General features: G+C 35.7%; 26 protein-coding genes. 12 read left to right on the top strand and 14 right to left on the bottom strand.

Annotation, left to right across the window (positions count from 1 at the left end):
* Positions 1-3: 3 nt before the first annotated feature.
* The 10 genes from RHAB15C_RS06265 to carA form a co-directional block, all read right to left on the bottom strand.
* A complete protein-coding gene (locus RHAB15C_RS06265) occupies positions 4-855 on the bottom strand; it encodes an EscJ/YscJ/HrcJ family type III secretion inner membrane ring protein (protein WP_220716039.1) in 852 nt (283 codons plus the stop codon).
* Positions 856-1,043: 188 nt separating this feature from the next.
* Complete coding sequence (locus RHAB15C_RS06260) at positions 1,044-2,030, bottom strand: glycosyltransferase family 2 protein (protein ID WP_194845194.1); 987 nt, start codon at positions 2,028-2,030, stop codon at positions 1,044-1,046.
* Positions 2,008-2,784 carry an orotidine-5'-phosphate decarboxylase gene (pyrF, locus tag RHAB15C_RS06255; RefSeq protein ID WP_194845195.1) on the bottom strand — a complete coding sequence of 259 codons (777 nt, stop codon included), beginning with the start codon at positions 2,782-2,784 and terminating at the stop codon, positions 2,008-2,010. Before pyrF ends, RHAB15C_RS06260 begins: the two co-directional genes overlap by 23 nt.
* Positions 2,781-3,383, bottom strand: coding sequence for an orotate phosphoribosyltransferase (locus RHAB15C_RS06250; protein WP_194845196.1), 603 nt, complete (start codon positions 3,381-3,383; stop codon positions 2,781-2,783). The genes pyrF and RHAB15C_RS06250 overlap by 4 nt, the downstream gene beginning before the upstream one ends.
* The gene (locus RHAB15C_RS06245) at positions 3,380-4,486 is read right to left on the bottom strand and encodes a beta/alpha barrel domain-containing protein (RefSeq protein ID WP_194845197.1); all 1,107 of its coding nucleotides are present in this window, start codon (positions 4,484-4,486) and stop codon (positions 3,380-3,382) included. The genes RHAB15C_RS06250 and RHAB15C_RS06245 overlap by 4 nt, the downstream gene beginning before the upstream one ends.
* Positions 4,473-5,690: a dihydroorotase gene (locus tag RHAB15C_RS06240; RefSeq protein ID WP_194845198.1), complete on the bottom strand. Its 1,218-nt coding sequence runs from the start codon at positions 5,688-5,690 to the stop codon at positions 4,473-4,475. The genes RHAB15C_RS06245 and RHAB15C_RS06240 overlap by 14 nt, the downstream gene beginning before the upstream one ends.
* The gene (gene pyrB / locus RHAB15C_RS06235) at positions 5,677-6,609 is read right to left on the bottom strand and encodes an aspartate carbamoyltransferase (protein WP_194845199.1); all 933 of its coding nucleotides are present in this window, start codon (positions 6,607-6,609) and stop codon (positions 5,677-5,679) included. The genes RHAB15C_RS06240 and pyrB overlap by 14 nt, the downstream gene beginning before the upstream one ends.
* Complete coding sequence (locus tag RHAB15C_RS06230) at positions 6,606-7,727, bottom strand: glycosyltransferase family 9 protein (protein ID WP_194845200.1); 1,122 nt, start codon at positions 7,725-7,727, stop codon at positions 6,606-6,608. The genes pyrB and RHAB15C_RS06230 overlap by 4 nt, the downstream gene beginning before the upstream one ends.
* A complete protein-coding gene (gene carB, locus RHAB15C_RS06225) occupies positions 7,724-10,951 on the bottom strand; it encodes a carbamoyl-phosphate synthase (glutamine-hydrolyzing) large subunit (RefSeq protein ID WP_198424172.1) in 3,228 nt (1,075 codons plus the stop codon). The genes RHAB15C_RS06230 and carB overlap by 4 nt, the downstream gene beginning before the upstream one ends.
* 3 nt (positions 10,952-10,954) lie before the next feature.
* Positions 10,955-12,013 (bottom strand): glutamine-hydrolyzing carbamoyl-phosphate synthase small subunit, encoded by a 1,059-nt coding sequence (carA, locus tag RHAB15C_RS06220; protein ID WP_198424173.1) that lies wholly within the window; start codon positions 12,011-12,013, stop codon positions 10,955-10,957.
* 276 nt (positions 12,014-12,289) lie between these two features.
* Between carA and RHAB15C_RS06215 the strand changes: the two genes are divergently transcribed.
* The 9 genes from RHAB15C_RS06215 (at position 12,290) to RHAB15C_RS06175 (ending at position 17,136) form a co-directional block, all read left to right on the top strand.
* Positions 12,290-12,532 (top strand): hypothetical protein, encoded by a 243-nt coding sequence (locus tag RHAB15C_RS06215; protein WP_194845201.1) that lies wholly within the window; start codon positions 12,290-12,292, stop codon positions 12,530-12,532.
* Between the two features lie 2 nt (positions 12,533-12,534).
* On the top strand, positions 12,535-13,395 hold the full coding sequence (locus tag RHAB15C_RS06210; protein ID WP_220716038.1) for a hypothetical protein: 861 nt from the start codon (positions 12,535-12,537) through the stop codon (positions 13,393-13,395).
* 29 nt (positions 13,396-13,424) lie between these two features.
* On the top strand, positions 13,425-13,946 hold the full coding sequence (locus RHAB15C_RS06205) for a hypothetical protein (RefSeq protein ID WP_194845102.1): 522 nt from the start codon (positions 13,425-13,427) through the stop codon (positions 13,944-13,946).
* A gap of 37 nt (positions 13,947-13,983) precedes the next feature.
* The gene (locus RHAB15C_RS06200) at positions 13,984-14,592 is read left to right on the top strand and encodes a hypothetical protein (RefSeq protein WP_194845103.1); all 609 of its coding nucleotides are present in this window, start codon (positions 13,984-13,986) and stop codon (positions 14,590-14,592) included.
* Positions 14,593-14,948: 356 nt separating this feature from the next.
* Positions 14,949-15,191 carry a hypothetical protein gene (locus RHAB15C_RS06195; RefSeq protein WP_194845201.1) on the top strand — a complete coding sequence of 81 codons (243 nt, stop codon included), beginning with the start codon at positions 14,949-14,951 and terminating at the stop codon, positions 15,189-15,191.
* A gap of 1 nt (position 15,192) precedes the next feature.
* Complete coding sequence (locus tag RHAB15C_RS06190) at positions 15,193-15,531, top strand: hypothetical protein (RefSeq protein WP_194845202.1); 339 nt, start codon at positions 15,193-15,195, stop codon at positions 15,529-15,531.
* On the top strand, positions 15,503-15,937 hold the full coding sequence (locus RHAB15C_RS06185) for a hypothetical protein (protein ID WP_194845203.1): 435 nt from the start codon (positions 15,503-15,505) through the stop codon (positions 15,935-15,937). Before RHAB15C_RS06190 ends, RHAB15C_RS06185 begins: the two co-directional genes overlap by 29 nt.
* A gap of 29 nt (positions 15,938-15,966) precedes the next feature.
* A complete protein-coding gene (locus RHAB15C_RS06180; protein WP_194845204.1) occupies positions 15,967-16,494 on the top strand; it encodes a hypothetical protein in 528 nt (175 codons plus the stop codon).
* Positions 16,495-16,512: 18 nt separating this feature from the next.
* Positions 16,513-17,136 (top strand): hypothetical protein, encoded by a 624-nt coding sequence (locus RHAB15C_RS06175; RefSeq protein ID WP_194845205.1) that lies wholly within the window; start codon positions 16,513-16,515, stop codon positions 17,134-17,136.
* 333 nt (positions 17,137-17,469) lie between these two features.
* Here the strand turns inward: RHAB15C_RS06175 and sthA are convergent, their stop codons facing one another.
* A complete protein-coding gene (gene sthA, locus RHAB15C_RS06170) occupies positions 17,470-18,870 on the bottom strand; it encodes a Si-specific NAD(P)(+) transhydrogenase (protein ID WP_194845206.1) in 1,401 nt (466 codons plus the stop codon).
* 74 nt (positions 18,871-18,944) lie between these two features.
* Here sthA and glgP point away from each other — a divergent pair, with 74 nt between their 5' ends.
* Positions 18,945-21,545 (top strand): glycogen/starch/alpha-glucan family phosphorylase, encoded by a 2,601-nt coding sequence (gene glgP, locus RHAB15C_RS06165; RefSeq protein ID WP_194845207.1) that lies wholly within the window; start codon positions 18,945-18,947, stop codon positions 21,543-21,545.
* Here the strand turns inward: glgP and RHAB15C_RS06160 are convergent.
* Positions 21,542-22,288 carry a substrate-binding periplasmic protein gene (locus tag RHAB15C_RS06160; protein WP_194845208.1) on the bottom strand — a complete coding sequence of 249 codons (747 nt, stop codon included), beginning with the start codon at positions 22,286-22,288 and terminating at the stop codon, positions 21,542-21,544. The genes glgP and RHAB15C_RS06160 overlap by 4 nt on opposite strands.
* A gap of 60 nt (positions 22,289-22,348) precedes the next feature.
* Here RHAB15C_RS06160 and hemH point away from each other — a divergent pair, with 60 nt between their 5' ends.
* Together hemH and RHAB15C_RS06150 are read left to right on the top strand one after the other, a co-directional pair.
* Positions 22,349-23,380: a ferrochelatase gene (hemH, locus tag RHAB15C_RS06155; protein ID WP_194845209.1), complete on the top strand. Its 1,032-nt coding sequence runs from the start codon at positions 22,349-22,351 to the stop codon at positions 23,378-23,380.
* 87 nt (positions 23,381-23,467) lie between these two features.
* Positions 23,468-24,424: a DMT family transporter gene (locus tag RHAB15C_RS06150; protein ID WP_194845210.1), complete on the top strand. Its 957-nt coding sequence runs from the start codon at positions 23,468-23,470 to the stop codon at positions 24,422-24,424.
* A 27-nt stretch (positions 24,425-24,451) separates the two neighbouring features.
* Here the strand turns inward: RHAB15C_RS06150 and RHAB15C_RS06145 are convergent, their stop codons facing one another.
* Both RHAB15C_RS06145 and RHAB15C_RS06140 read right to left on the bottom strand, forming a co-directional pair.
* Complete coding sequence (locus RHAB15C_RS06145; protein ID WP_194845211.1) at positions 24,452-25,114, bottom strand: FKBP-type peptidyl-prolyl cis-trans isomerase; 663 nt, start codon at positions 25,112-25,114, stop codon at positions 24,452-24,454.
* Positions 25,111-25,884, bottom strand: a complete 774-nt coding sequence (locus tag RHAB15C_RS06140) for a hypothetical protein (RefSeq protein ID WP_194845212.1) — start codon at positions 25,882-25,884, stop codon at positions 25,111-25,113. The genes RHAB15C_RS06145 and RHAB15C_RS06140 overlap by 4 nt, the downstream gene beginning before the upstream one ends.
* Positions 25,885-26,003 lie beyond the last annotated feature (119 nt).

Here is a 26,003-nt window from a genome sequence, read left to right as displayed (position 1 = left end):
GGTTTACTTTTCACTCTCAGGTGATTCTATTTTTCCTTCTCTCTCTTTAAAAGGGGTAATTTTAAGTAGATTTCTCCAGTTCCCTTTTTCTTTAAGAAGGGGGTAGAACTTCCAAATCATCCAACCGATAAGCAAAGCAAATATAAATAAGCAAAACATCAGAAGAAAGAAGACAACGCGGAAACGAGAAGCTGATTGTTTGCTTAATATAATCGACCAAATACTTACATATGCATTTTCAGATCCTTCTAAAGATTCGCTTATGGGAGTTAATGAAACATCGATGAAGCGTGCACGATCTGAAATGACTGTAACATCGTTGAGATCAAGACCTGTTACGCTACCAGATACAAGGCGTTTAATTTTAGAAGAGAGATGGGAATTAGGATCATCAAACACTCCTTGATGTTTTACATAAACCGCTGCTGTAATTTTTTTAAGTTTTTCTTGTTGTGATCCATAAGCCATGGAAGAAGTTTCAGTAGAAGGAAAAGAAATTTGTACATCTGCATCTAGTACACCGTCGATCTTACGGATCATGTTAGCAATTTGTTCAGCAAGTCCTGCTTGATAACGAATAGTTTCTTCTTTTTCCGAAGACATCAAGCCCGCTTTTGCAAAAAGGTCCAATAAGCTCATTCCTTTTTTACGAGGCAATCCATTTTGATTTAAAATAGCCATAGCTTTTGTAGAATGAGCCCCATCAACCATAATGCTCCACTTTACAGCTTCATTGCCTGTTGTACCAGCTCCTGTGCTTACAGCTTGCATTTTTTCTGAAGAGATCCCTCTACTCGCTAGAAAGACGATGATTTCATTTGCCTCTCTTTCATCGACATCATTTATGATGACCATATTACGATCACAGCTTACAAAAGCAAAAAGAAGAAAAATGAAGAGATATTTTAAAATTTTGTTAATAGTCATAAATCAATAGTTGTAAAAATTGAAAATTGCCAAGCCTGTCATGCTCATTGTGACAAGATGTCCTATTTCTTAATTTATAGCAGTTTATCTTAGCTTCGTCAAATTAGAACTCTATTTTAGTAGCAATGATTAACCCAATCAGGCCCGGGTCCAAAGCGACGTAAGAGATAGTCCTTTATGCCTTTTAAAGCTGCCTTATAAATAAGTAGTTTAGTTCTTTTCTTCTCTTGTTCAGCTTTAGAATAAAAATGTTTAAAACAAATAAACTGTACGGATTTAAGTAGGTAGATTTTTAATAATTGAAAAATTTCAGGAATTAACACTCGTATATAGATACTTAAAAGTTGGTTAAAAGCACAGTTGCGTTCGATCCAAAGAAGGCGGTTACGCCACCAAAAATAGATATTATGGGTTTTACCTTTAAAAGAAGCAGAAACTTTATGCCAAATCTTTGCAGAGGGGTAGCTAATAATTTGAAAGCCTTTACGCTTTGCACGCATACAAAAATCAGATTCCTCCCAAATCAAAAAAAAGCGAGATTCCAATAATCCTATTTGTTCAAAAACTTCTTTTTTAATCATCATAGCGGCTCCGCAGACATAGTCGATACAGAAAGCTTCATGCCAGTTCTCATCTAATGCATGCAATCCAATTAAATCAAAGATTCCTTTTTTTGGATTCCAAGTTCCTCCAAAGTGATCTAATTTCTCCTCATTTTGCATGAGATAAATTTTAGCGCCAAGAATTCCTGCCTTAGGAAATTGTTGAAATCCTAATATAAAGCGCTTTAATAGATCAGAAGAAACCTTGGTATCATTGTTAAGCAGCAAAATAAAATCAGCTTTGTGGTTTAAAGCATATTGGATTCCTACATTATTACCACCTGTAAACCCTAAGTTGGTGTGGTTTTCTAATAGTAGATGATGAGGAAATTGAAGTTTTATAGCAGAAATAGAACCATCATTTGATCCATTATCAACAATGACTATTTGATAGTTAGAATAGTCCAATGAATGTAGAGAACTTAGGCAAGTTAAGGTATCTTGCTTCCCATTCCAATTTACAATAATGATAAAAATCTTAGGAAGATAGGCTGAAGACATAAGAGGACCATCCCGCTTTGCGATATTTATTTGCCGCTTGTTTTGGATTTTCTGCTTGATAGATTCCTCTCCCTACAATGATTATATCACTGCCTGATTTGATAGCTGAGTCTGGGGTTTGGTATGTCTGTCCTAAGAGATCTTTATCGTTAGCAAATTGAATGCCAGGTGTAAAGTAGATCCATTTTGGATTATTGGAAATTTTTTTTAAGCAAATGAAACCAATCACAAAATCCTCATGCTGTTCAGCCATTTTTATCGTAGCTTCTGTATATTCTTCTTTAGCAAGGGTTCCAAAAGAGCTCATTTCTGCTAATAGGAGTAGTGCCCTATTAGAGCTAAGGCCTATATTTTTAAGAGCTGAGATGATATCGGGGCCTACGACACTATGGGCGTTGATCAAATCAGCCCATTCTATCATTTTAAAAGGGCCTCCTTGATATTGTAACTGCACTGTATTTCCAATATCGGCAAATTTACGATCTTCAAAAATCATAAAATTCTCTTTATGACTAAGTTCTTGAAGCTTTTTTGTAGTATTTGGATGAAAATCGTTGAGAATATCTATATGTGTTTTTAACATGCAAATCTCAGATCCTACTGACTCTGCAAAAGTAATTAATGCTTCAGATGAAGTAAAATCGGCTGCAACACAGAGGTTACTTTGCTTTTCTTTACAGGTGTTAAGTAGCTTTTTTGCAACCGGGTTAGGACAAAATGCTATTCTTTGCTCATAACTATATTCTCTTATCATAGGCTTTTTAAGAAATAAGTGACATTTTGAAATATATTTTCTTCGATTTTTTTTTCTTCGTATAATACTTCCAAGATTTCATAAATACTGATCAAACTGTGAACAAAAAGCCCATTTTTTTGCAGAGCTTTTACACCTGATTGTTCGCGGTTAAGCACAACGCAAATATCTTTGACAGCGATTCCTAGATTTTGTAAAGGGACAACTGTTTCAAGAATACTCTGACCTGTAGTGATTACATCTTCGATGATTAAGCAAAACTGTTCTTTGTTAAATATGCCCTCAATACTAGATCTTGTTCCATATTCCTTAATCTCCTTGCGGCGCATTAGCATCGGAACATTATATTCTAAAGAGATGGCTGTAGCAAGAGGAAGAGCAGTATAAGGCACTCCACAAATCAAACTAAATTCTAAAACAGATGCAAGTTGCCAAAGGGCATCACGGATTTCTTTTACGAGTTTTGGAAAAGAAATAACCCGCCTTAAATCGATATAAATCGGAGATGCAATACCGCTTTTTAAAATAAAAGAACCAAATTGAATCGAGCCTATGCTAAAAAGATCAAGGATCATTTTTTTAGTCTGTAATTGGATCATCTCTGCTCTTTTGTATGATATTTTGTTGCTAAATAAGGATCCCACATCATACCTGTTGCGGTCATTGCAACGTTAGCTTTTGCTTTAAAAAAAACAGAAAAATGCTCTGGTAAGGAAATACCTCCTACTCCGATTAAAGTAAGATCGAGCTTTTCTTTTTGAATGATTTCATGAGCTTGTGTAGTAAACCGCACCGCAGTAGAAAGAATAGGTCCTCCACAAATACCACTTGTCGGTCTATCAAAACCCAAAGGAGAGTTTCCCTTTGAATCAATCACTTTGGAGCTAACTGAATTAATTCCAGAAATGGCTTGGATTCCATTTTGAGCAGCTGTGATTAACACTTCTTGCAATAGTTGTTTAGAAGAGAAAACGCCTACTTTAATGATTAAAGGAATAGGATGGATAGCTTTGACAAGCGCTTTTCCAATTTCTGCAACAGCAGAAGGAGACATATAGATAGCTCCTTCTTTTGTCTTTACATTAGGACAAGAGAAATTCGCTTCGATAATCTTAGCACCTGCTGCTTTAGCTAAAGTAGCAACAGCTACAAAATCTTCTATAAAGGAACGCTCTTTTTGAGAGGAACCTGTTATGGAAACAACCATAACTTGCCCTTCTTGTAAACAAGCATTTGCACGAGGAATATCCTCTAATAAAAAAGCAGGAGATCTAGAAGGCATGCCAAAAGAGTTTGTAATTGCTAAATCCTCTATTTGCTTGGGAGGAAAAGGGATTTGCTTAACGCTATATTTAGGATCATTTGCATGTATGGGGCCATTTGTATCGACATAAATAATATTTGGCATAGGATGAGCTGCATATTCTTTACTACGAATGGTTTTATATACGGGAATGTCGTATCCCAATTTAGCTGCCAGTGAAATCCATTTGGAGTTTAATAAAGGTCCAGCTGCTACACCAATACAAGAGGCTACTGTAAATCCCAAGAAATTTAACATCTCTTCTCTAGAAGGAAGATTTCTTTTGGGAATTATCCCATCAAAGAAAGGGCCTTCTTCTGCATTTTCTAAGTAGCTTTTTTTCATATCGTAAATGGGAGAATGATCTGGATACCAAGTAGGTAATTTAGTGACAGGCATAGAGATTATCTCCTAAAACAGTCATAACGGGCCAACCTTTTAGAGTAAGACCTGCATAGGGACTCCAACTGCACTTTGTCTGCAATAAAGAGGGATCTAGTACTTGTGTTTTTTGCATATCAATGAGAACAATGTCTGGGCAAGGAGGCAGTCGAAAAATTTCTAAGATTTTTTTGTACATGAGTTGTTCAATATCGGATAATTGGATTTTACCCTGATTACAGGCATTGAGAAGTAAAGGAAGAGTGGTTTCTATGCCAGGTATCCCTGATAAGGCTTTAGGATAATTTACAGATTTTTCTTCTAGGGTATGAGGGGCATGATCTGATCCAATTGTATCTACCACTTTTTCTCTAATAGCTTGCCATAGCGCATTAGAGTGCGTTTGTTGTCTCAAAGGAGGATTAACTTGGGCTTTAGTTCCTAATGAATCATATGCTTTTGTCGAAAGAAATAGATGGTGAGGGGTTACTTCACAATACACACAAAGGCCTTCTTCTTTAGCTTGCCGAATCAATTCTATTTCTTGACTTGTGCTCACATGTAAAAGATATAAGCGTGTGTGATATTTACGAGCTAAGTCAATAGCTTTACTAGTTGCTAGATAAGCTACTTGTTCATTACGAATTTTAGAATGAATTTTAGGTTCTTTATAGATAGAAAACCTAGCTTTTCTTTTAAGAATTAAACCTTGATCTTCTGCATGCACAGCAACTAATAGGTCATTTTCTGCAGCGAGTTTAAAAGCTGTTTCTAGTGATAGGTCATCATCTAATAATAAACCTCCTGTTGAGGACCCCATAAAGATTTTCAGGCCAATAACTTCATTACGACAACGTGCAATTTCAGAAAAGTGGTTTTTATCTACACCCAGGTATAAGTTAAAATGCAAGGAAATTTCTGCTTGGTTTAATTGCTTTTGGATAAGCTGTTTTTTTTCTAAAACTCTTTCTAATGTATTTGTAATAGGCAGAGTATTGGGCATATCAAATACAGTAGTAATCCCTCCTTGCAAAGCAGCTTTAGCTCCTGTCTTCCAATCTTCTTTATATTCTAACCCAGGGGTACGAAAATGGGCATGTGGATCGATTAAAGCAGGCAGTAGGGTAAGATGATGGCTATCAAAGCTTATCTCTTTTAAAGAAGGGATTTGCCAATCAAATCTTTTCCCATCGATGGTAGAGACTTGCTTAAACGTAATCATATTTTAAGGATCCTTGTAAAATAGAATGCAATAACCCCATACGAGTGTATATACCATTTTCTGCTTGTTGAAAATAGTATGCAAATTTTGTGTGATCAATTGAGGGATCGATCTCATGATTTCTTGGAAGTGGATGTAATATTTTTAAATGAGAAGGTGCATGTGCTAAATGATTTAGTTTTAAGGGGTAAAGATTAAAGAAGGTTGGGTCAGCGCCTGTCAATTTATGTGTCTGTAGACGTGTTATATAGAGGATGTCTAAACAGGGGATAATCTCTTCTAAGTTTTGATGGAAGGAACAGTGTATTTTTTTTCTTGTTAAATAGGCAAGCGTTTCTTGAGGAAGAGTCAGACCATCCGGAGCACAAAAAAACAGACGCATATCAAATAAAGCGCATGCAAGACAAAGAGAGTGCACTGTACGCCCATATTTAAGATCCCCTACAAAGGCAACGGATAAGCCTCGAAGGTCTTTTTGTGTTTCTTGCATAGTAAATAAGTCTGTTAATGCTTGCGTAGGGTGCTCTTCTGCGCCATTACCTGCGTTAATAACCGGCGTTTTAGTACTTTTATGAGCTAGATGTATAGATTCTTTAGAAGGATGCCGCAGTATAATGATATCTGCAAAAGACCCTATGATTCTTATCGTATCTTCAAAAGATTCCCCTTTCTTTGCAGCGGTATTTTCCCCATCAGAAAATCCAATTACCCGACCTCCTAATTTAAGCATGGCGGTTTCAAAAGAGAGACGGGTTCTAGTCGAGGGTTCATAAAAGCAGGTAGCAAGAATAGAGGTTTTTAGCACAGGGGGAGAAAGAGAATTTTTCATGATATGCGCTTGCTCTAAAAGATAAAGGATTTCATCACCAGAAAAATTTTCAATGGAAATAACACTTCTATTTTTGAATGCATAATTCATGAAAGTTTCCTTAAGTCTTTTAAAGCGAATTTTTCGGATTTACAGAGTTGATATAGAACAGCTTCATAAACTTCTTGTATTCCTATTTGTAACATACAAAAAGGATTTGTGCATTTTTTTTGCAGACAAGGAGAACATGTTTTTTTCTTTGCAATTACCGTATAGTCTTTTACAGCATAAGGACCGCACAAATGAGGATTTGTGGGACAAAAAATGGCAATGGTAGGTGTTTTTGTAGCAAAAGCCATATGCATTGGACCTGTATCATTACAAACCATTATGTCCATGTTCTGAATAAGAGCTGCAAATGTTTTTAAAGGTAGATCTATTAAAGAGGTGCTGTTAGGAATATTAGAAGCAATATGTAGGATTAGTTCTTTTTCTGATTGATTACCTGTAATAAATATGTGGCATTTATGTTGTATACTTAGCAGGTTACCTAAAGCAATAAAATGAGAAGAGGGCCAACGCTTGAAAAGATCTTTAGATCCTGGATGAAGCAAGATACAAGGATGCGAATGATTTTGCAAATGATCCATTAAAGGTAGTGCATTTTTTTTGTCTTGCTGGCTTAAAGCAATTTCTATTTGATGATGAATGGGTTTTTTACTCGTTAGTGCTGCAATGATTTCTAAACGTCTTACGATTTCATGTTGTGGTTTTTTAGGAAGAAGATGAGTGATTAAAGAATCAAGTCCTTTGTTAGATCCTTCTGTGCCAATAATTTTTTTAGCTCCTAGTAAGTATACAAAAGGTAAAACTATTCTTTGAGAAGAGTGAAAGAACAAAATATAGGAAATTTTTTTCTTCTTTAGCTTTGAATAAAGAGAGATAAGAGAGGTAATTATAGGCTTTTTTAGTAAGAATAGATCATTGATGTAAGGATTGTTTTCCAGTAATTCTTTTCCAATATGACTTGTTAGGACTGCAATGTATCCCTTGGGATAATGTTCTCTAAGAGAGCGGATTGAAGGAGTTCCCCACAAGGTATCTCCTAATCCAGTAGTAGAAATGACTAAAAACCTCTCTTGTATAGCATTTTGTTTGATAAAATAACGCAAAATCTTTACAAATATTTTCAATAGAAAGTTTTTAAAAGATCTAACTATTTTTTTCATTTTATAGTCCTTCTATTTGTAAGATCTTTTTCGGAAATTGTAGCAAAGCGTTGCCATGGAAGAATGAGCAAGGATTTCAAATTAAGCTCTACTAGACAGCTTAAAAAGACTTGCGCGTTTTGTAGATTAGTAATCAGTGGAACATGATGATCAACACTTAAACGTCTAATATGAAATCCATCTGTTATAGGATTAGCTCCTGTGCCTTTAGGGATATTTATAATTAAATCAAAATATCCCTTTTTTATGAAGTTAGATAAATGAGACTGCTTTTTTTGACTGCTTTTATAAATGCAGTGGGATTCTACTTGGTGGTTTTTGAGAAAGTCATGAGTTCCTTTAGTAGCAAAAACTTTCCAACCACAGCCTGTAAGTGCCTTGATCAATTCCAATAGTTTGCTTTTTTTATCACCACCAATACTAAATAAGATTTTTTTCCCTTTAATTCTTGTCTGTGTAGCCATCCAAGAAAGGAAAAATGCCTCTTGCAGATCTCTGCCTAAACAGGCTACCTCTCCCGTGGAAGCCATTTCAACATGAGCAACAGGACTTGCTCCTTTTAAGCGTTGATAGGAAAATTGGGGAGTTTTAACGCCTACATAATCAAACTCGAGAGTTTTAAAAACACCTGAGATTGGTTGATCTAAAAGTGCTTTAGTTGCAATTTCAATAAAATTATGGCGTGTTACTTTACTGACAAAAGGAAAGGAACGAGAAGCTCTCAGATTGCATTCAATAACTTGAATAGCATTATTTTTAGCCACAAATTGAATATTAAAAGGACCAGTGATTTCGAGTGCTTTGACAATTTGCCTTGTAATAAGTTTTGTGCGTCGAATGGTTTCTAGATCTAAATTTTGAGGAGGTAAAACTACTGTAGCATCTCCTGAATGCACGCCTGCATTTTCGATATGTTCAGAAATAGCTTCGATGACAATCTTGCCTTCTTTAGCTACTCCATCAACTTCTAATTCTTTAGCTTCTGTAATAAATTTGGACAAAACAACGGGGTAATCAGGAGAGATCTTTGTCGCTTGAATAAGAAAATAAGCCAGAGCATCTTCAGAAAAAACAATATTCATAGCTGATCCTGAAAGCACGTAAGAGGGTCTAATGAGCACAGGGTAACCTACTTGGCTCGCAAAGGATTTTGCTTGAGTAAATGAAATGGCTGTAGTCCATATTGGTTGATCAATTTTTAATTTATGCAATAAACTGGAGAATTTATGGCGATTTTCTGCGCGATCAATTTGCCAAGCTTTTGTTCCTAAAAGAGGATAATTGTATTTATTAAGAGCTACGCTTAAATTATTTGCAATTTGTCCTCCTACAGATACAACGATTCCTTTTGGATTTTCAAAGTCTGCAATATCTCGAACTCTCTCAAAAGTCAGCTCTTCAAAATATAGGCGATCTGATTCATCATAATCCGTGGATACGGTTTCTGGATTGCAGTTGATAATAACTGTTTTCTCTTTTAAAGAGCAAAGCGTTCTACATGTATTCACAGCACACCAATCAAATTCAACAGATGAGCCAATCGAATAAGGGCCAGAACCAAGCACAATTATAGGAGGAGAATTAAACGGTTGAATATCGTGACATACGCCATGATAGCTTAAAAAAAGGTAGTTGGTTTTGGCATCAAACTCTCCAGCTAATGTATCGATCTGTTTAATTACAGGAAAAATTTGATAACGATGACGTAATTTTCGTACTTTTTCTTGAGAGATATTTTTTATTTTCCCAATGGTTTGATCGGAGAATCCATATTGTTTAGCTTTTCGTAATAAGTTTTTGGTTAAAGGTTGTTTTTTTAAGAGAGAAGCAAGCTGTGTAATTGATTGGATATGCAATAAAAACCAAGGATCGATTTGACATAGGGCTTGTGCCTGTTTAAGAGTTGCTCCTTTTTCAAAAAAAAGAGCTAAAGCAAATAATCTCCTATCGGTTGCTTCACGAATTTCTTGAAGTAGATTTTCAATAGGATAAGGATAGCTAGTTAATCCATCAGCTCCAATGTTTAGCATGCGAATAGCTTTTTGCAGAGCTTCAGGAAAACTTCTACCTATTGCCATTACTTCACCCACGCTTTTCATTTCAGTGCCGATCCTGCGCTCTGCTGAACGTAGTTTATGGATGTCCCATCTTGGGATTTTAACAACAATATAGTCTAAGGCAGGTTCAAAAAAAGCTGTTGTTTTTTTTGTCACGTTATTACGAATTTGGGCAAGAGAAAATCCTAAGCTAAGCTTTGCTGCAACAAAAGCAAGAGGATATCCAGTAGCTTTTGAAGCTAAAGCAGATGAACGAGAGAGTCTAGCGTTCATTTCAATGGCTCTATAACTGCCATCCTTGGGATTTAAAGCATATTGTATATTACACTCTCCTACAATTTCAAAAGCTTCTGCTGCTTTTAGAGCAATTGAACGCAGCAGGTGATATTCTTGATTATTGAGTGTTTGTGAAGGTGCAACGACAATGCTCTCTCCTGTATGAATCCCCATTGGATCCAAATTTTCCATATTGCAAATCGTTAATGCATTTCCATATTGATCACGTACAATTTCATATTCAAGTTCTTTAAACCCGAATAAATATTCTTCAATCAAAATCTGCGAACAAGCATTTAGGGCTTCTTGTGTTTTTGCATGTAGTTCTTGAGAATTGGTAATTCTTCCCGATCCTAGCCCTCCTAAAGAGAAACCTAAGCGTAACATAACCGGATAACCTATTTCTTCTGCGGCTTTTAATGCTTGATCAATAGACCTGACTGCTTTACTTTTAGGAGTGCAAATGCCCATGCTTTCGAGCTTTTTTTTAAAAAGATATCGATCTTCTGTTAACCGAATAGAAGAAATATTCGTACCGAGTATTTCTACGCCGTATTTTTGAAAAATATTTTTACTAGCAAGTTGAAGACCTAAATTAAGAGCTGTTTGTCCTCCAAAACCTAGTAAGACTCCACTAGGTTTTGTTTTAGCAATAATCTGAGAGACAATTTCTACATCAAGTGGAAGCAAGTAGGTTTCATCTGCTATGTAAGGGTCTGTTTGCACTGTTGCAACATTAGGGTTGATCAAAATCGTATGGATCTTTTCTTCTTTTAGCGCTTTAATAGCTTGAGTTCCCGAGTAATCAAACTCGCCAGCTTGACCAATCTTTAAACCACCAGAACCTAGAATTAATACAGATTTTCCTTGGAAACGCTTATAATCTTTCATTTTCTATAACATGTTATAAAAGGTTTCAAATAATCCCATCATATCGGTGGGACCAGGAGATGCTTCAGGATGAAATTGCACAGCAAAGAAGGGGAGCTCTTGATGCCGAATTCCTTCGATAGAGCCATCATTCACATTGCGAAAAGTGACTTTCCAATTTTTAGGCAGACTATTTTCCTCAATGGCAAAACCATGATTTTGCGATGTAAGAAAAAAACGCCCCGATTCTATACATTCACAAGGTTGGTTTTGTCCTCGATGTCCATAAGGTAGTTTATAAGTTTTTGCTTGGGCTGCTAATGCCATGATTTGAGCTCCTAAACAAATGCCAAAAATCGGTTTTTTTTTGTTTAAGGCTTTTTTTAAAATGTCCACTGTTTGTCTACAACTAAGAGGGTCTCCTGGTCCGTTAGATAAAAGAATCCCATCATACTCTTGGTCTAAATAATTGTAGTCAAAGGGAACTCGTTTGATTTGAATGGGAAAATGAAGCAAACAACGCAAAATGCTTTGCTTCATGCCACAATCAACTAGAATAATGGTTTTCTTTCCTTCCCCATATTTTTTTAAGGTAGAACAACTAACCTCTTTGACAAGAGAAGAGGTATAAGGATTGATAAAACTTACCGTTTTTTTATCTTTTTGTGTAATGGCTCCAAGCATACTACCTTCTGTTCGAATGCTCTTTGTTAAAGCACGAGTATCTATTCCAGAGAGAAAGGGGACTTTTTGCGTATATAGCCACTGAGCTAGCGAGGTCTTTGCTTGATAATGGCTGTAAAAAGGACAAATTTGATTAATAATAACGCCTTTAGCGTGGATTTTCACAGATTCCCACAAAGAAGAATCAGGCACACCATAATTGCCAATCAAGGGAAAAGTAAAGTTTAAGATTTGTCCTGCATAAGAAGGATCTGTTAGCGATTCAACATATCCTGTCATTCCTGTTGTAAAGACAATTTCGCCAAGCACCGTTTCTTTAAACCACTTTGGCGTATGCCCTTGATAGGTCATACCATTTTGTAAAACAAGTTGCGCTGGAACTAGTTTCAAAAAACTCATATTGCGTTCTAGTTTAACAAAAGAAAAAAGAGAAGTAAATATATTTTTTTTATAAATCTTACGCAACAGCAGTTATTTTGGAAAAATGTTTGCAACATCAGCTATCATTCGCAATTTGTTATTTCCAGAATAGATTGCTACGTCAGTTTAAGAGAGTGCACAACGAAAAACCCTAATTCCAATCTTTAGCTAATTTACGTATTTTATTTCTTTTAATAAATCATTTTTGTAATATTTTGCGTTAAAAAAAATATATGTTTACAAAGGATTGTATAAATGGGTGGGGTATTCGCAGCTGGCCAAAAAGCATTAGATAAAGCCTTTAGCACGATGGACAGTATTCTAAGAGCAACGCTTCCAAGAGCGAATCAAACATTGGAGAATTCTGATCAAGCCTTAGAGAATGTTAATCAAACATTAAAGAATACGAACGAATTAATTAGTGATTTCAAAGGAATTCCTGGGCATTTGACTGAAACGGCCAAAGAAGTCGGAGCTGTTACCAAAATGGGAATCTGATATTGGGTGTTTCATGGTATCGAGCCATTAAATTAACCGGAATCGCCAGCAATGCAAGAAATGATTTAAAAAAATTAGCAGATCACACAACCAAAACAGAAGATAAACTTGTTGAAGTTCTAGAAAATACCCGTAGTGACTTAAAATCCTCTGCCGGTCAGTTCACCAAAGATACCCATAAAATGGGTCAAAACTTTAGCCATATGACAGAATCTCTATCACAATCTTCTGTAGAAATATCTGGTGCTGTCAATCAAGCAAATCGAAACTTTGGCTATATGACCCATATCACAGCAGATTTTCTTGGCTTTATCTCTCAAGATATTCATCAGACAAATCGTTGTTTCAGGGTTACTTGCTTTTCTTTGACAACGTCTGCATTAGTGGCAACTATGACATATCTTCAAAATTCCAGTTGTGATCGCGATCCGGACTCTATGCTTTGTACTGCTCCTTTAAAAAGCATGATAGCTACGACGATTGTAGCTGGTTTCGTGGCTATGGGAATGCTTGTGCCAAATAAAGTTCAAATACATCAGAACAATAAAATTTTAGCCTCTAATGAAATAATGAGTATGAGTAATCGTTTAGATCAGGTTCAACTAAAGCAAGGTATGGAGCTTAGTTTTTTCATTCCGGAAGAGGGTCTTGATCAAAATATTGAATGGACAAAAGAGCAGCTAGATTTAATAAAAACTACAAATATTGATATTTTTAATATTATTGAAGCAAAAAGAAAGCTTGAATATTACAAATGGACTAAACAAGAGTTGGAATGGTTGTTAAATCAAAATGAAAATATATTTTTTAATATGCTGTTAAGCAGGGTTTATACAAGCTCCGATTGCTTAGACAATAGCTAATTTTTTAAACTTAAACTTTTTAGGGAACTATGTCGATACCAAATATATCCGTACAAAATTCACCAATTCCAACAATTACGATGCCTGTAGACACTTTTAATATGATGGTAGAAGGTAGCTATAATCTAAGAATAAGATCTGAAAAAGCAGAAAAAGAAGAAAAATTCGGGAAACAGGCTAATGAAATTTTAAAAGCCGAAAATATAGAACTTAAAAATAAATGTACTAAACTTGAGAGAAAAAAAACTGAAGAAGGAAGATTAATTCAACTTATTGATGATGATTTACAATCATCCAAAGGAGCACTTCAATACGTATGTGCTGTTGCTGGTGCTATATTAGGAGGCGGATTAGTATTAGCATTTCCTCCTACAGGAGCTGTTATTGCTTTAGGTGGAACAGGATCGGCAGCGCTTGGAGCTGCTATTGCTGGTGGAGCTACTGGTGGGTACCTTATTGCGCCCGTTGTTCATGAAAAAACGCATAAAGCAATCATTCAGCAAGTACAAAATTTTAAGGCAAAAGAAGAAGCCTCTAAAAAGGTCGAGTAATCAAAATCCTAACCAGTAATATCAGGAAATAATTAATATGCACCCAGTACATAGCACAACAAATGAGATATCTCAAATTAGTGACGCATTTTTAAGAAAAAAATATAGTCTCACAGAAGAGTATGCAGAAAAGTATCCAGGAGACTTTGCAAAGGTTCTCTCAGCAGCAAGATGTACCGAAGAGACTCTTCAAACAATGAATAGGTTAGAACAAATTCAAAAAGAAGCCTCTAATAGTATGGTAGGATTACAAGAAGATAATAAAGAGCTCCAGACACGACTGGATAATATAATCGAATTGGAGAAAAAAAACACACAGGCTTTACAAAAACTAGCAAATTCATCGTCAGAGCTGAAAGAAATGACATCGAATATGGCGAATATGGTTTCTATTTGTGCAAACCGAATTTTTAATCCTGTAAGGAATGGGTTACAAAGCGGATTTTATTTCTTAACTGGACATAGAGAACTAGCAGCAGTATTACCCGGAGAAAATCCATTAGCTGTAGATCCAACAAACCCATCATCGATTGACGAAAAAAAAAAGTGTGTAAACTTACTCAAATTTTGTATGGTTGTGGGCGGATTATATCTTTTGTATGTAGGAGAACAAAAGATCTCGTGCTATTTATCTGCAAAGGGATAAACAATTTGATATCTAAAATTACTTTCTGGTTTCAGAGAAAATGACCTTTTTAGTTTGTGAAGTAGCAGTTTATCAAGAGCCTTGCAATGGTCTTAGTTGCAATTTTGATCTCTTCTTGCAGTTTTTTTGAATGCCTTTTTGGTTTATAGTGGTTTGCAGATATTCAAACCACTTATTTTCCGTCTTCTTTATCATTGCATTTTTACAAGCACGAATTAGCATTTTTGCATGAAAGATGCCGCGTTTCTAAGTTTTCTGGTTAGGCATGAATCTTTTGAAATTTTCATTTTCTTTAACAAACTATTTTTGTAATATTTCACGTTAAAAAAAATATATGTTTACAAAGGATTGTATAAATGGGTGGGGTATTCGCAGCAGGTCAAAAAGCATTAGATAAAGCCTTTAGCACGATGGACAGCATTCTAAGAGCAACGCTTCCAAGAGCGAATCAAACATTGGAGAATTCTGATCAAGCCTTAGAGAATGTTAATCAAACATTAAAGAATACGAACGAATTAATTAGTGATTTCAAAGGAATTCCTGGGCATTTGACTGAAACGGCCAAAGAAGTCGGAGCTGTTACCAAAATGGGAATCTGATATGGGTGTTTCATGGTATCGAGCCATTAAATTAACCGGAATCGCCAGCAATGCAAGAAATGATTTAAAAAAATTAGCAGATCACACAACCAAAACAGAAGATAAACTTGTTGAAGTTCTAGAAAATACCCGTAGTGACTTAAAATCCTCTGCCGGTCAGTTCGCCAAAGATACCCATAAAATGGGTCAAAACTTTAGCCATATGACAGAATCTCTATCACAATCTTCTGTAGAAATATCTGGTGCTGTCAATCAAGCAAAGTTTCAGGGTTACTTGCTTTTCTTTGACAACGTCTGCATTAGTGGCAACTATGACATATCTTCAAAATTCCAGTTGTGATCGCGATCCGGACTCTATGCTTTGTACTGCTCCTTTAAAAAGCATGATAGCTACGACGATTGTAGCTGGTTTCGTGGCTATGGGAATGCTTGCACCAAATAAAGTTCAAGTACATCAGAACAATGAAATCTTGGACTCTGGTAACAAAGTAAGCATTATGGATCTTAATTTTTTTATTCCAGAAGAGGGCATTGATCAAGATGTTAAATGGACACAAGAGCAGTTGGATGTAATAAAAGCTAAAAATTTTGCTGTTTTTAATTTTATAGAAATAAAAAAACACCTTGGTAGCAAGTGGGATAAACAAGATCTAGAATGGCTGTTAAGTCAAGATAAAAACATATTTCTTAAAGTGATACTAAACAAGGCCTGCGCAATCTCAGATTGCTTGGATAATAATAATTAATTTTTAAATTAAGATTTTTAGGAGACAATATGTCTATACAAAGTTCATCAGTTCTAACAATTACTCTACCTTTAAAGACTATTATGGAGCTAAAAGAGAGTAACTGTGAACTACAAAAAAAATATAAAAAAGCAGTAACAGAGTTAAAAGTTACGCTACAAGCTAATGAAATTTTGAAAAACGAAAATACAGAACTTAAAAATGATAATATTAAACTTAAGGGCTCGCAAACCAAAGAAGAGACATTAATTCAACTTATGGAAGAAGATTTACAATCATCCAAAAGAGTACTTCAATGTGTTTGTGCCATTGCTGATGCAATATTAGGTAGTGGATTAGTATTAGCATTTCCACCTGCTGGGGCTGCTATTGCCTTAGGTGGAACAGGATCAGCAATTGTTGGTGTAAGTACTGCTGGAGCTGCAGTTACTGGCGGGTGCCTTGTTGCGCCTGTTATTCACGAAAAAACGCATAAAGCATTAATTCAGCAAGTACAAAATTTTAAAGCGAAGAAAGAGGTATCTAAAAAGGCCGAACAATCAAATTCTAACCAGTAATATCAGGAAATAATTAATATGGTCCCAATAAATATTGCAACAAATGAGATATCTCAAACAATTAGCGACGCATTTTTAAGAGAAAAATATGGTATAACGAAAGAGTATGAAGAAAAGTATCCAAAAGATTCTGCATTGGCTCTTTCAGTAGTAAGATCTACCGAGGAGGCTCTTCAAGCAGCGGGAGAATTAGTACAGTCTAGTAAAGAAGTCTCTAATGGTATGGTAAGATTAAGGGAAGATAGCAAAATACTTCTTGCACAACAGGCAGACTTAATCGAATTGTCTAAAAAAAACACCCAAGCTTTACAAAATCTAGCAAAATCATCATCAGAACTGAAAGAAATGACATCGAATATTGCAAATATGGTTTCTATTTGTGCAAACCAAATTTTTAATCCTATAAGGAATGGGTTGAGAAACGGATTTTATTTCTTAGCTGGACATAGAGAACCGGTGGCAGTATTACCTGGAGAAAATCGATTAGCTATTGAATATAATCCGGAAGACACGATTTCTAATACAGATCCAACAAATCAGTCGTTAGTCGATGGAAAAAAAAACTTCGCAAGTTTACTCATATTTTGTGCGGTTTCGGGAGGATTATACTTTTTACCTGCATGGGAGCAAAGAATCTTGTGATGCTTATCTATAGATCCTCAATCCATTTGCTATCTAAAATCAACTGCTGGTTTCGTTCGAAATAACAACCTAGGAGTAAATAGAACCTTTATCACAGTTCTTCGCTTTTGGATTGCTAGTGCAAGTACTGCTGCAGTTGCACTAGCTTGTGGGTACGTTGTTGTGCTTGTAAAGCATTAATTAAACGCCAGAATGTAAAATGCTTTTACGTATATGCAGAAATAACCGTTTTTTCTTAATGACTTGACGAATTCACATAGAAGGTTCTTAGATATTTTTATTCTTAGTTCCTTATGTTTTTACAGAGGTACCGTGTTTAACAGCAAGATTGCTTTATTTAAATTTTGGCGTTACTTGGATTAATCCGTCATAGGCTGCATATTTGTATAGGTCATGCAGAGTAGGGCAGTTAAATACTTGGGATATTATGTGGTGCAATGTTTTTTTATCTTCTACGAGAATTACGCCATAGTGAATGATTTCAGTAGCAATTCTTCCGATGATATGCACTCCTAAGATTTGTAAAGTGTCTTTATGGAAAAGCAATTTGAGCATTCCGGTTTTTGCACCCATAATTTTACCTCTGGGCATATTGGCATAATAGGCTTTACCTGTAGCATAAAGAATGTTTTTGTCTTTTGCTTCTTCAGTGGTTAAACCAATGGTAGATACTTCTGGGATGGTATAAATTCCATAGGGGAAATAGGTGGGTAAGTGTTCTAGATCTTGTGTTTGAAAAATATGAGCCACTGCAATTCTGCCCTGTTCCATGCTAGTGCTAGCAAGAGCGGGAAAGCCAATGACATCTCCGACAGCAAAGATGTTAGATATGTTCGTACGATATTGATGATCTACTATAATCAATTCTCTCTTTCCTGTTTTAACTCCTATTTGCTCTAATTTAAGTTGTTTTATATTTCCACTGCGTCCAGCGGCAAATAAGAACATATCAACTTCTAAACTTTTGTTATTCTTTAGATGGACCTCTATAGGGGTCTGATCGGAAGGAGGGACATTAATGGACTCGATGGAGGTATTAAAAAGGATATCAATGCTGGAGCTTTGCATTTCTTTTACAAGTGTGTTCGAGATCTCTTCGTCAAGATGAGGAAGGATTTTTTCTTTATCGTTAATCAAATAGACATGGGTTCCAATTGTTGCAAAAATAGTCGCATACTCACAGCCAATGACTCCAGCTCCTACGATACATAGGGATGAAGGGTGTCTTGTCAATTGTAGGATAGTATCAGAATCGTGAACTCGTTTGTTATCAAAAGGGATGTTTTCTGGATGGTAAGGGTAGGATCCTGTTGCGATGATGATAAACTCTCCAAAGAGTGAAACAAGATCTTTACCTTGTACACGAATGGTATGTGCGTTCTCAAAGCTAGCTACTCCATAAAAGATACTAACATGATGACTCGATAAGTTAGTAAAAATCTCTTTAGAAGAGGAGTCTTTTACTAGATTCTTACGATACATAAAATCTGTCATAGAAGCTTCATGAGAAAAGGTGCGATCAATTCCATAAAGACCTTTTTCTAATTTATCAGAAAAATACAAAGCGGTTTCTCTAAGGGTTTTAGAAGGTAGGGTTCCAGTCACTGTTCCAGCTCCTCCAAATAGCTCTTCCTTTTCAATGATCGCTACTTTATAACCAAAATAAGCCGCTTTGACAGCGGCTTTTTCCCCTGCTGGACCTGAACCAATTACAATAAGATCAAATTTTTGCACATTAACTCTTGCTTATGTTAGATAATAAGTAATTACACAATACTCGAAAGAATTTCAAGTGGCAAAGGAAACAGATGGATTTAAAAATACAAACTCAAGCAGATAATTTAATACAAAAAATCAGGCATTACTTGATTACTACAATGGGAGTAACGATTAATGAAGCTAGCCCAGAAGAATTTTATCGTGCATTTGCTCTGACATTGCGTGAAGAGATCATGATTAATTGGACTGCTTGTGTACATACCTACAGAGAGAAAAAAGCGCGAATGCTTTTTTATTTATGTATGGAATATATGCCTGGGCGTTTTTGTCAAAATAATATTATAAATATCCATGCAACCGATTTAATTAACTATGTATTTAAACGACTAAACCGCTCCTATCAAGAAGAGTTATGCTTTGAGCCAGAGCCAGGTCTTGGCAATGGAGGTTTAGGGAGATTAGCAGCTTGCTTAATGGATTCTCTTGCTACTCAGCAAATTCCAGCTATTGGATTTGGGCTCCGCTATCAATATGGCATTTTTGATCAAGCGATATGTAATGGGATTCAGGTAGAGAAGCCAGAGGCATGGTTATTGCATGAAAATCCTTGGGAGTATCGTCGTGATATGCATGCTGCTTCTGTTTTTTATGCTGGAAAAGCAGTTCCTGGTAAGAATAAAAAAGGGGAAGATGTATATGCATTAACAGATTACGAAGAAGTAAGAGCTCTATCTTACGATATTCCCATTATTGGATACAAAGAAACCCCCGATTTTACAGTAAATACACTGCGTCTATGGACTACGAAAGAATCTCCTCGTAACTTTCAACTGCAGCGCTACAATGCAGGAATGCTAGGTGCAGCTGCAGAAAATACTAGTCTTACCGATGTGCTATATCCTAACGACCATAATGAAACAGGCAAAAGAATTCGTTTAAAACAAGAATTTCTTCTGGTATCTGCTTCATTACAAGATATCATTAAAAGGCATCTTTTTATTTTCTCAAATATGAGTGAATTCGCGGATAAGGTACGTATCCATATCAATGATACTCATCCATCTCTGGCCATTGCAGAACTGCAGAGACTACTCATAACAGAGCACGATTTTGGATGGGAAGAAGCTTTAGATACTGTAAAAACTTGTTGTAACTTTACTAATCACACCATTTTGCGAGAGTCTTTAGAAGAATGGAATCAAAGTAGTTTGCAATATCTATTACCACGTCAATATGCAATCATCGAAAAAATGAATTTAGAGTTTTGTAATCAGATTCGTCAGAAATACTCAGGAGATGAAGATAGAGTACGATCTATGTCGATTATCGAAGAGGGCCAAGTCAAGATGGCTAATTTAGCTATTTATGGATCACATCGAATAAATGGAGTAGCTGCTCTACATACAGAGATCTTAAAAAAAGAGATCTTTAAAGATTTCTATGAAATGTATCCGGAAAAATTCGTCAATGTAACTAATGGGGTGACTCCAAGAAGATGGCTTTTAGATTGCAATCCACTTCTTGCTGCATTTATTACAAAGAGAATTGGTAAACAGTGGATTACACAGTTTCAAGAAATACGCAATCTTGCCTCATTTTCTAATGATTTTGATTCTCAAAAAGAGTTCTTAGAAATCAAGAAAAAAAATAAACAGGCCTTACTTGAATGTTTGCAACATACAAATCCTATACGCGATAGTACAGGAAAGCCTTCCGGTCATTACTCTTTTTTGGATGAAAGTGCGCTTTTTGATGTACAAATCAAACGGATTCACGAGTATAAAAGGCAGCTGATGAATCTCATTCATGTAATTATGCTCTATCATGAACTTCAAGAGAATCCAGAAGCACGTCGTATAAAAAGAATGGTATTCATCGCTGGTAAAGCAGCTCCTGGCTATGAAGTAGCTAAACAAATCATTCAATTAAGCTACTGTATTTCTAGACGAATTAACCAAGACCCTAGAACAAATCAGAAATTAAAATTGGTTTTCATAGAAAATTACAATGTATCAAAAGCAGAAATAATTATTCCTGCAGCAGATTTATCAGAGCAAATCTCTACAGCAGGAACAGAGGCTTCTGGTACTGGCAATATGAAGCTAGCAATGAACGGAGCTTTGACAATTGGAACAGAAGACGGTGCTAATATTGAGATGCATCAACAGGTAACAGACCGTTTTTGGCCCTTTCGTTTTGGTAAAACGGCATTAGAGAATGACTTAATTCGTCATACGGGTAACTATAATCCTTGGGATATCTATATGCAAAACGATTCTATTCGAAAAGCACTTGATTCTCTACGTGATCGAAGTTTTACACAAACAGAAGAAGAGCATCAAGCGCTTAGTAATTTGTATCAAAGTTTGCTGCATAGTCAAGCGGGTTATATACTGGATTATTACTTTGTCTTAGGCGATTTATTAGATTATTATAGAAAGCAAAAATCGGTGGAAGAGTTGTTTTTAAAGCCTCAAGAATGGGCAGAATATGCCTTGCAAAACATAGCAGCTATGGGAAATTTTTCTTCTGATGAATCGATTAAGAATTATGCAAAACTGGTTTGGGATATTCAATCTTGTCCAGTTGATCCTAAAGAGTTAGAAAAAATAAGAATAGAGTATAGCGAGCACGATAAATGTCGCATTTTTCCGTCTAGTGCAAATGGATCTGTAAAGAATTCTTCTTAAAGGTTTTTATTTTTCATCTCTTTTTGTGGAAGGTTCCATTTATTAAGCATTTTCTGATATTCTCCAGATTGTTTTAACCGATGAATCTCTTTATTAAAAGCTTTGATTAAAGAACTATTTTTATTACGTACTGTAATCAGTCTTAAAGCCTCATTATTTAAAGGTAGCGATCCTACCTTTAGCTTATTTTGATAGAGATCTTCACAATAGGCATAGGCGCTTAAAATATCGATTAAAGCAGCGTCAAGTACACCTGAAATTATATCTTCAAGAGCTTGTGCTTTAGAGGTGTATTGATGGATTAATACATTAGGAACCGATTCAACTAATAAAGCATTAGCATCCGAGAGCACACCGACAGCTTTGCCTTTTAACTGCTTTGTAGAAGAGATATCGGATGATTCATTTACTACAATTACAGGACCTAACATTAAATAGCTTTCTGAAAAATCAAAGCGGTCTTTGTTAAAGTTGTAGGGAGGAAAAGAAGAAAGCACAGCTTCATATTTCTCTTGAAGTAAGTCTTCTAGCAGGTAATGTGCATCTGTTGTGATTTTAGCAAGAGGGAGTTTTTTGGAGACCTTCTGCAAAATTTCTGTAGAAAAACCCACTAATTGTGCATTTCTATCCTCTAAATCTAAAGGATACCAACTAGGGTCAAGAGCCACTCTTTGTGGGTGGTTTTTGCCTCCACAGCAGCAAAGAAGAGCTAGTAGCAATAGGATAGAAATTTTCTTTAACATAAGATGATCTGTAACACAATAAGATAAAAAAGGGTATGTTTATCGTTTAAGGTTTTAATTATGTCAAATACTTATCTCATTATCAACTTTGGCGGTCCTAGAAACTTAAAAGAAGTGGAGGGGTTTTTAAAAGAGTTACTTACTGATCAGGAAGTGATTCGTACCCCATTTCCTTCTTTTATTCATCGTTTATTATTTACCCGAATTGCAAAGAAACGTGCATTGAAAGTGATTCCTGAATATGAAAAGATCGGTGGTAGATCTCCGATCTATGAAGATACGGAAAAAATGGCTGCAACTTTGCAGAAATATGTGAAAGCACCTGTTCTGACCTTTCATCGTTATCTGCCTGAAACGCATGCTTGCTTTTTGTCTGCTATCAAGCAAATACCGAAAGATCATCAGATACGAGTTTTTCCTATGTTTCCTCAATTTAGCTATGCTACAACAGGAAGCATAGCTCTTTTTTTTTCTCGTAATTTATGTGGACAGAGTCTAAATCAACTCTCTTGGATTAAATCTTATGCAACACATCCTTTATATCTTAGTGCATTTGAGCAACAGATCCGCCTTTGTTTAAACCAACACAAGCTTCAAGAAGAAGAGGTATGTTTGCTTTTTTCTGCCCATGCGATCCCTAGAAAATTTGTCTGTACAGGGGACCCTTATGAAAAAGAATGTCAGGGGAGTTTTTATGCTCTTAAAAAACGGTTTCCTCAAGCGGTTTGTCATTTGTCCTATCAATCTCAATTTGATAAGCAAGAATGGCTTCGTCCTTATACAAGTGATGTATGTGAAGAGATTAGCAATTGGACAGATAGAAAAACAGTAGTAGTTATTCCTTTAAGCTTTACTTCAGATCATATAGAAACTCTTTTTGAAATCGAAAAACTGTATTTACCATCCATTCGCAAGCAGGGGTTAACCGCTATTCGCTGTCCTGCGCTCAATCATCATCCTGATTGGGTTCAAGCAATTCTTACCATTATAGAACAAGAGGAAACATTGACTAATCAGATGCTCATTCGTCATCCTATCTCCTCTTGTTGTAGCGTATGCATGCCAATTTGTTGTATGTGTAAAAAAAAATAAAACATATACAAATATCTATTATTTAAAGAATAATGGAGAAAAAAATCCCTTTAGATGGTTTATTTTTTGGAATGAGAAGGAGTATTTATGGCATATGAAGCTAATGCAGATAGAAAGCTACAAAATAAGGCCGTCTTAGGAGTTGGTTTGATGATTCTTGGATTGGCTCTTTATCCTTTATCCGATGCTTTCATCAAGCATCTCATGGGCACATATAGTGTCTGCCAAGTCACTTTGCTACGTGCATTTACTCGTTTAGTGCCTCTTTTCATTGCAACCTATTTCCAGGGTGGGCCGCGTAAGGTTCTTTATTCAAAACACCCAGCTAGCCATCTCACTCGACTAACGGTTAATTTAATATATACTTTTTGTTTTATGTTTGCCTTTTCGCTCGCTTCTTTAACGACAATTTATACATTTAGCTATACCTCACCTTTCTTCATGATTGTCTTAGGTTCATTGATGCTTAAAGAAAAAGTTACTCGCGAGAGATGGATTGCTGTAGGAATCGGTCTTATAGGAGTTATCATTGCCATGCGTCCTGGATCAAGTGTAATGGAATCAGCAGCCTTTTTGGTGCTTTTTGCCACTTTTCTTGGAGCTTTGAATAAGATTCTCATGCGCCGTTTAGCATCAACAGAGCATAGTCTTGCTATTGCTATTTACCCGAACCTCGTAATGATCGTAGCAATGCTGATCTTAGGCTTTATTTCTTCAACTTTCCCAAATTGGCTATCTTCTCAGTTTACTCTTGTTTGGAAACCAATGCCCTGGACTCACTGGAGTCTTTTTGCAATTGTAGGTATACTGACAGCTGGTGCCCAATACGCCATTGCACAATCACTTCGTTTTTCACAAGCCTCGATTCTTGCACCTATTGATTACTCTACTTTTTTCTGGGTAGTAGCTCTTGACTTTACCTGGTGGAATAAAACACCAGACATCTATACATTAATCGGAGCTATGGTTATTGTTGGAAGTAATTTATTTATTCTCTACAGAACTCGAAAAGAAGAAGCTGCTAAACAGGCTTCTTTAGCTTAAAAAGCTAGCTTTAAGAGTCTTTTTCTCCTAAAGAGAAATAAGAGAGACTTCAATAATAATCAAAGAGTAAGGTTCTGGTTTAGGGAATTCTCTATAAGCAAGATCTGGATGGATAAATACTTCTCTTTTTTCTCCTACTTTCATTCCTTCTAAAGCTTTACGAAGACCAGGAATCATTTCGGAGAGTGAAATGCGTATTCCTGAAATATTTTCAGATAAAATTTCTCCATTTAGATCCCTTTCTCTAAAAGAAATCAAAGGAGTGTTATTTGTATTTTTGAGTTCTTCTCCTGCCCCTGTGGTTACTGTTTTATAATAGAGTTTGTCTTTAACTATCTCATAGATATCATCTCTATTTGATATCTTACACAAATAAGATTCAGCAGCTTGAAGATTAAGAATTTCCTTTTCTTTTACCTTATTTTTTAGAGATGTGATTAGAGAGTCGTAACAACCCTTTAAAGGTTTTACTTGTATCTTTCCTGTATTAAGCCTCTTAAGGTTCAGCATAAGTTCTCGAAAATTGTACTCTCCCTCATAGGTTGTCATAATATTCCAAATGACATGTGCAAGATCTTCTGACACTTGAGACTGCTGTTGTTTAAGAGGTTGATTTTTACTGTTTTTTGCATGGCAGTAAGTACAACAAGTGATTATCAATAGAAAGAAGAGGTATTTTGTCCAAGTCATGGTGCAGTTAACATCTCTAAAATGGTTTCTAAGAAGGCATCTGATTCATATATTTTTACTATTGAGCTATTTACTTTATCCCAACTTTCAATAAGGGTTTGTGTTTGAGCGTATTTCTCGCTTCCAAAAAATAAAGATCTTTTGATAGGAAAAAAAGGATGGTCTTTTTTTGTTCCTTTAACGAAATGGTTTTCATGGAGTAATTTTTTAAGTTCAAATACTAAAGAGGCAACCTCTACTTTAGATGGAGATTTTGCAGGCATTTTGGAAATTTCTATCCTTTCCAAATAACGAACTATTTCTGGTGGAAGGTTTTTTATATTAAGAGGAAGATTGCTTAAGGTTTGTAATAATTGCTCTCTTTCTATAAAAACTTGCACGTTTTTCTCTCCGTATCCATATAAAAGCCCAAGAGCTTTGTAATACAAGGTCGGACAAGGAGCTCTAGAAAAAGAATAAGCAAGCTGTCCTTGGCAGAGTATGTGTAAGAGCGTGCGAGGACAAACTTTTTTTCCTGTGAGGTTTTGGAAAAGTTGCAGGTTTTTTTCAATGACAGCATAGGACTTTTCTTTATTTACTAAAAGAAACCCAAAAGAATCATCTTTCTCTACTTTAACAAAGCTGTATTTTTCCATAGGGAAAAGGTCCTGGTATCTTTCCCAAATTTTCCAGTCTTTTTCATCTAAAGCCATCAAATAGAGATGCTGTTCGGGATTTTCATAAAATACAGGGAAACAAAGATGGTTTAAACTATAATCAATGCTTCCCATTGGCTTGAGACCGAATAAAGTATAAGAAAAATCTCCATGATAGAAAAGCCGTCGAAATTTAAGAATTTATTGAAAAATATAATGAATAGCTGTTAGGTAATCGGTTTTTTCAGGAGCAT

Origin of the sequence: Candidatus Rhabdochlamydia porcellionis (assembly GCF_015356815.2) — a bacterium.
Classification (GTDB): domain Bacteria; phylum Chlamydiota; class Chlamydiia; order Chlamydiales; family Rhabdochlamydiaceae; genus Rhabdochlamydia; species Rhabdochlamydia porcellionis.
This window is presented reverse-complemented; position numbering and strand designations above follow the sequence as displayed.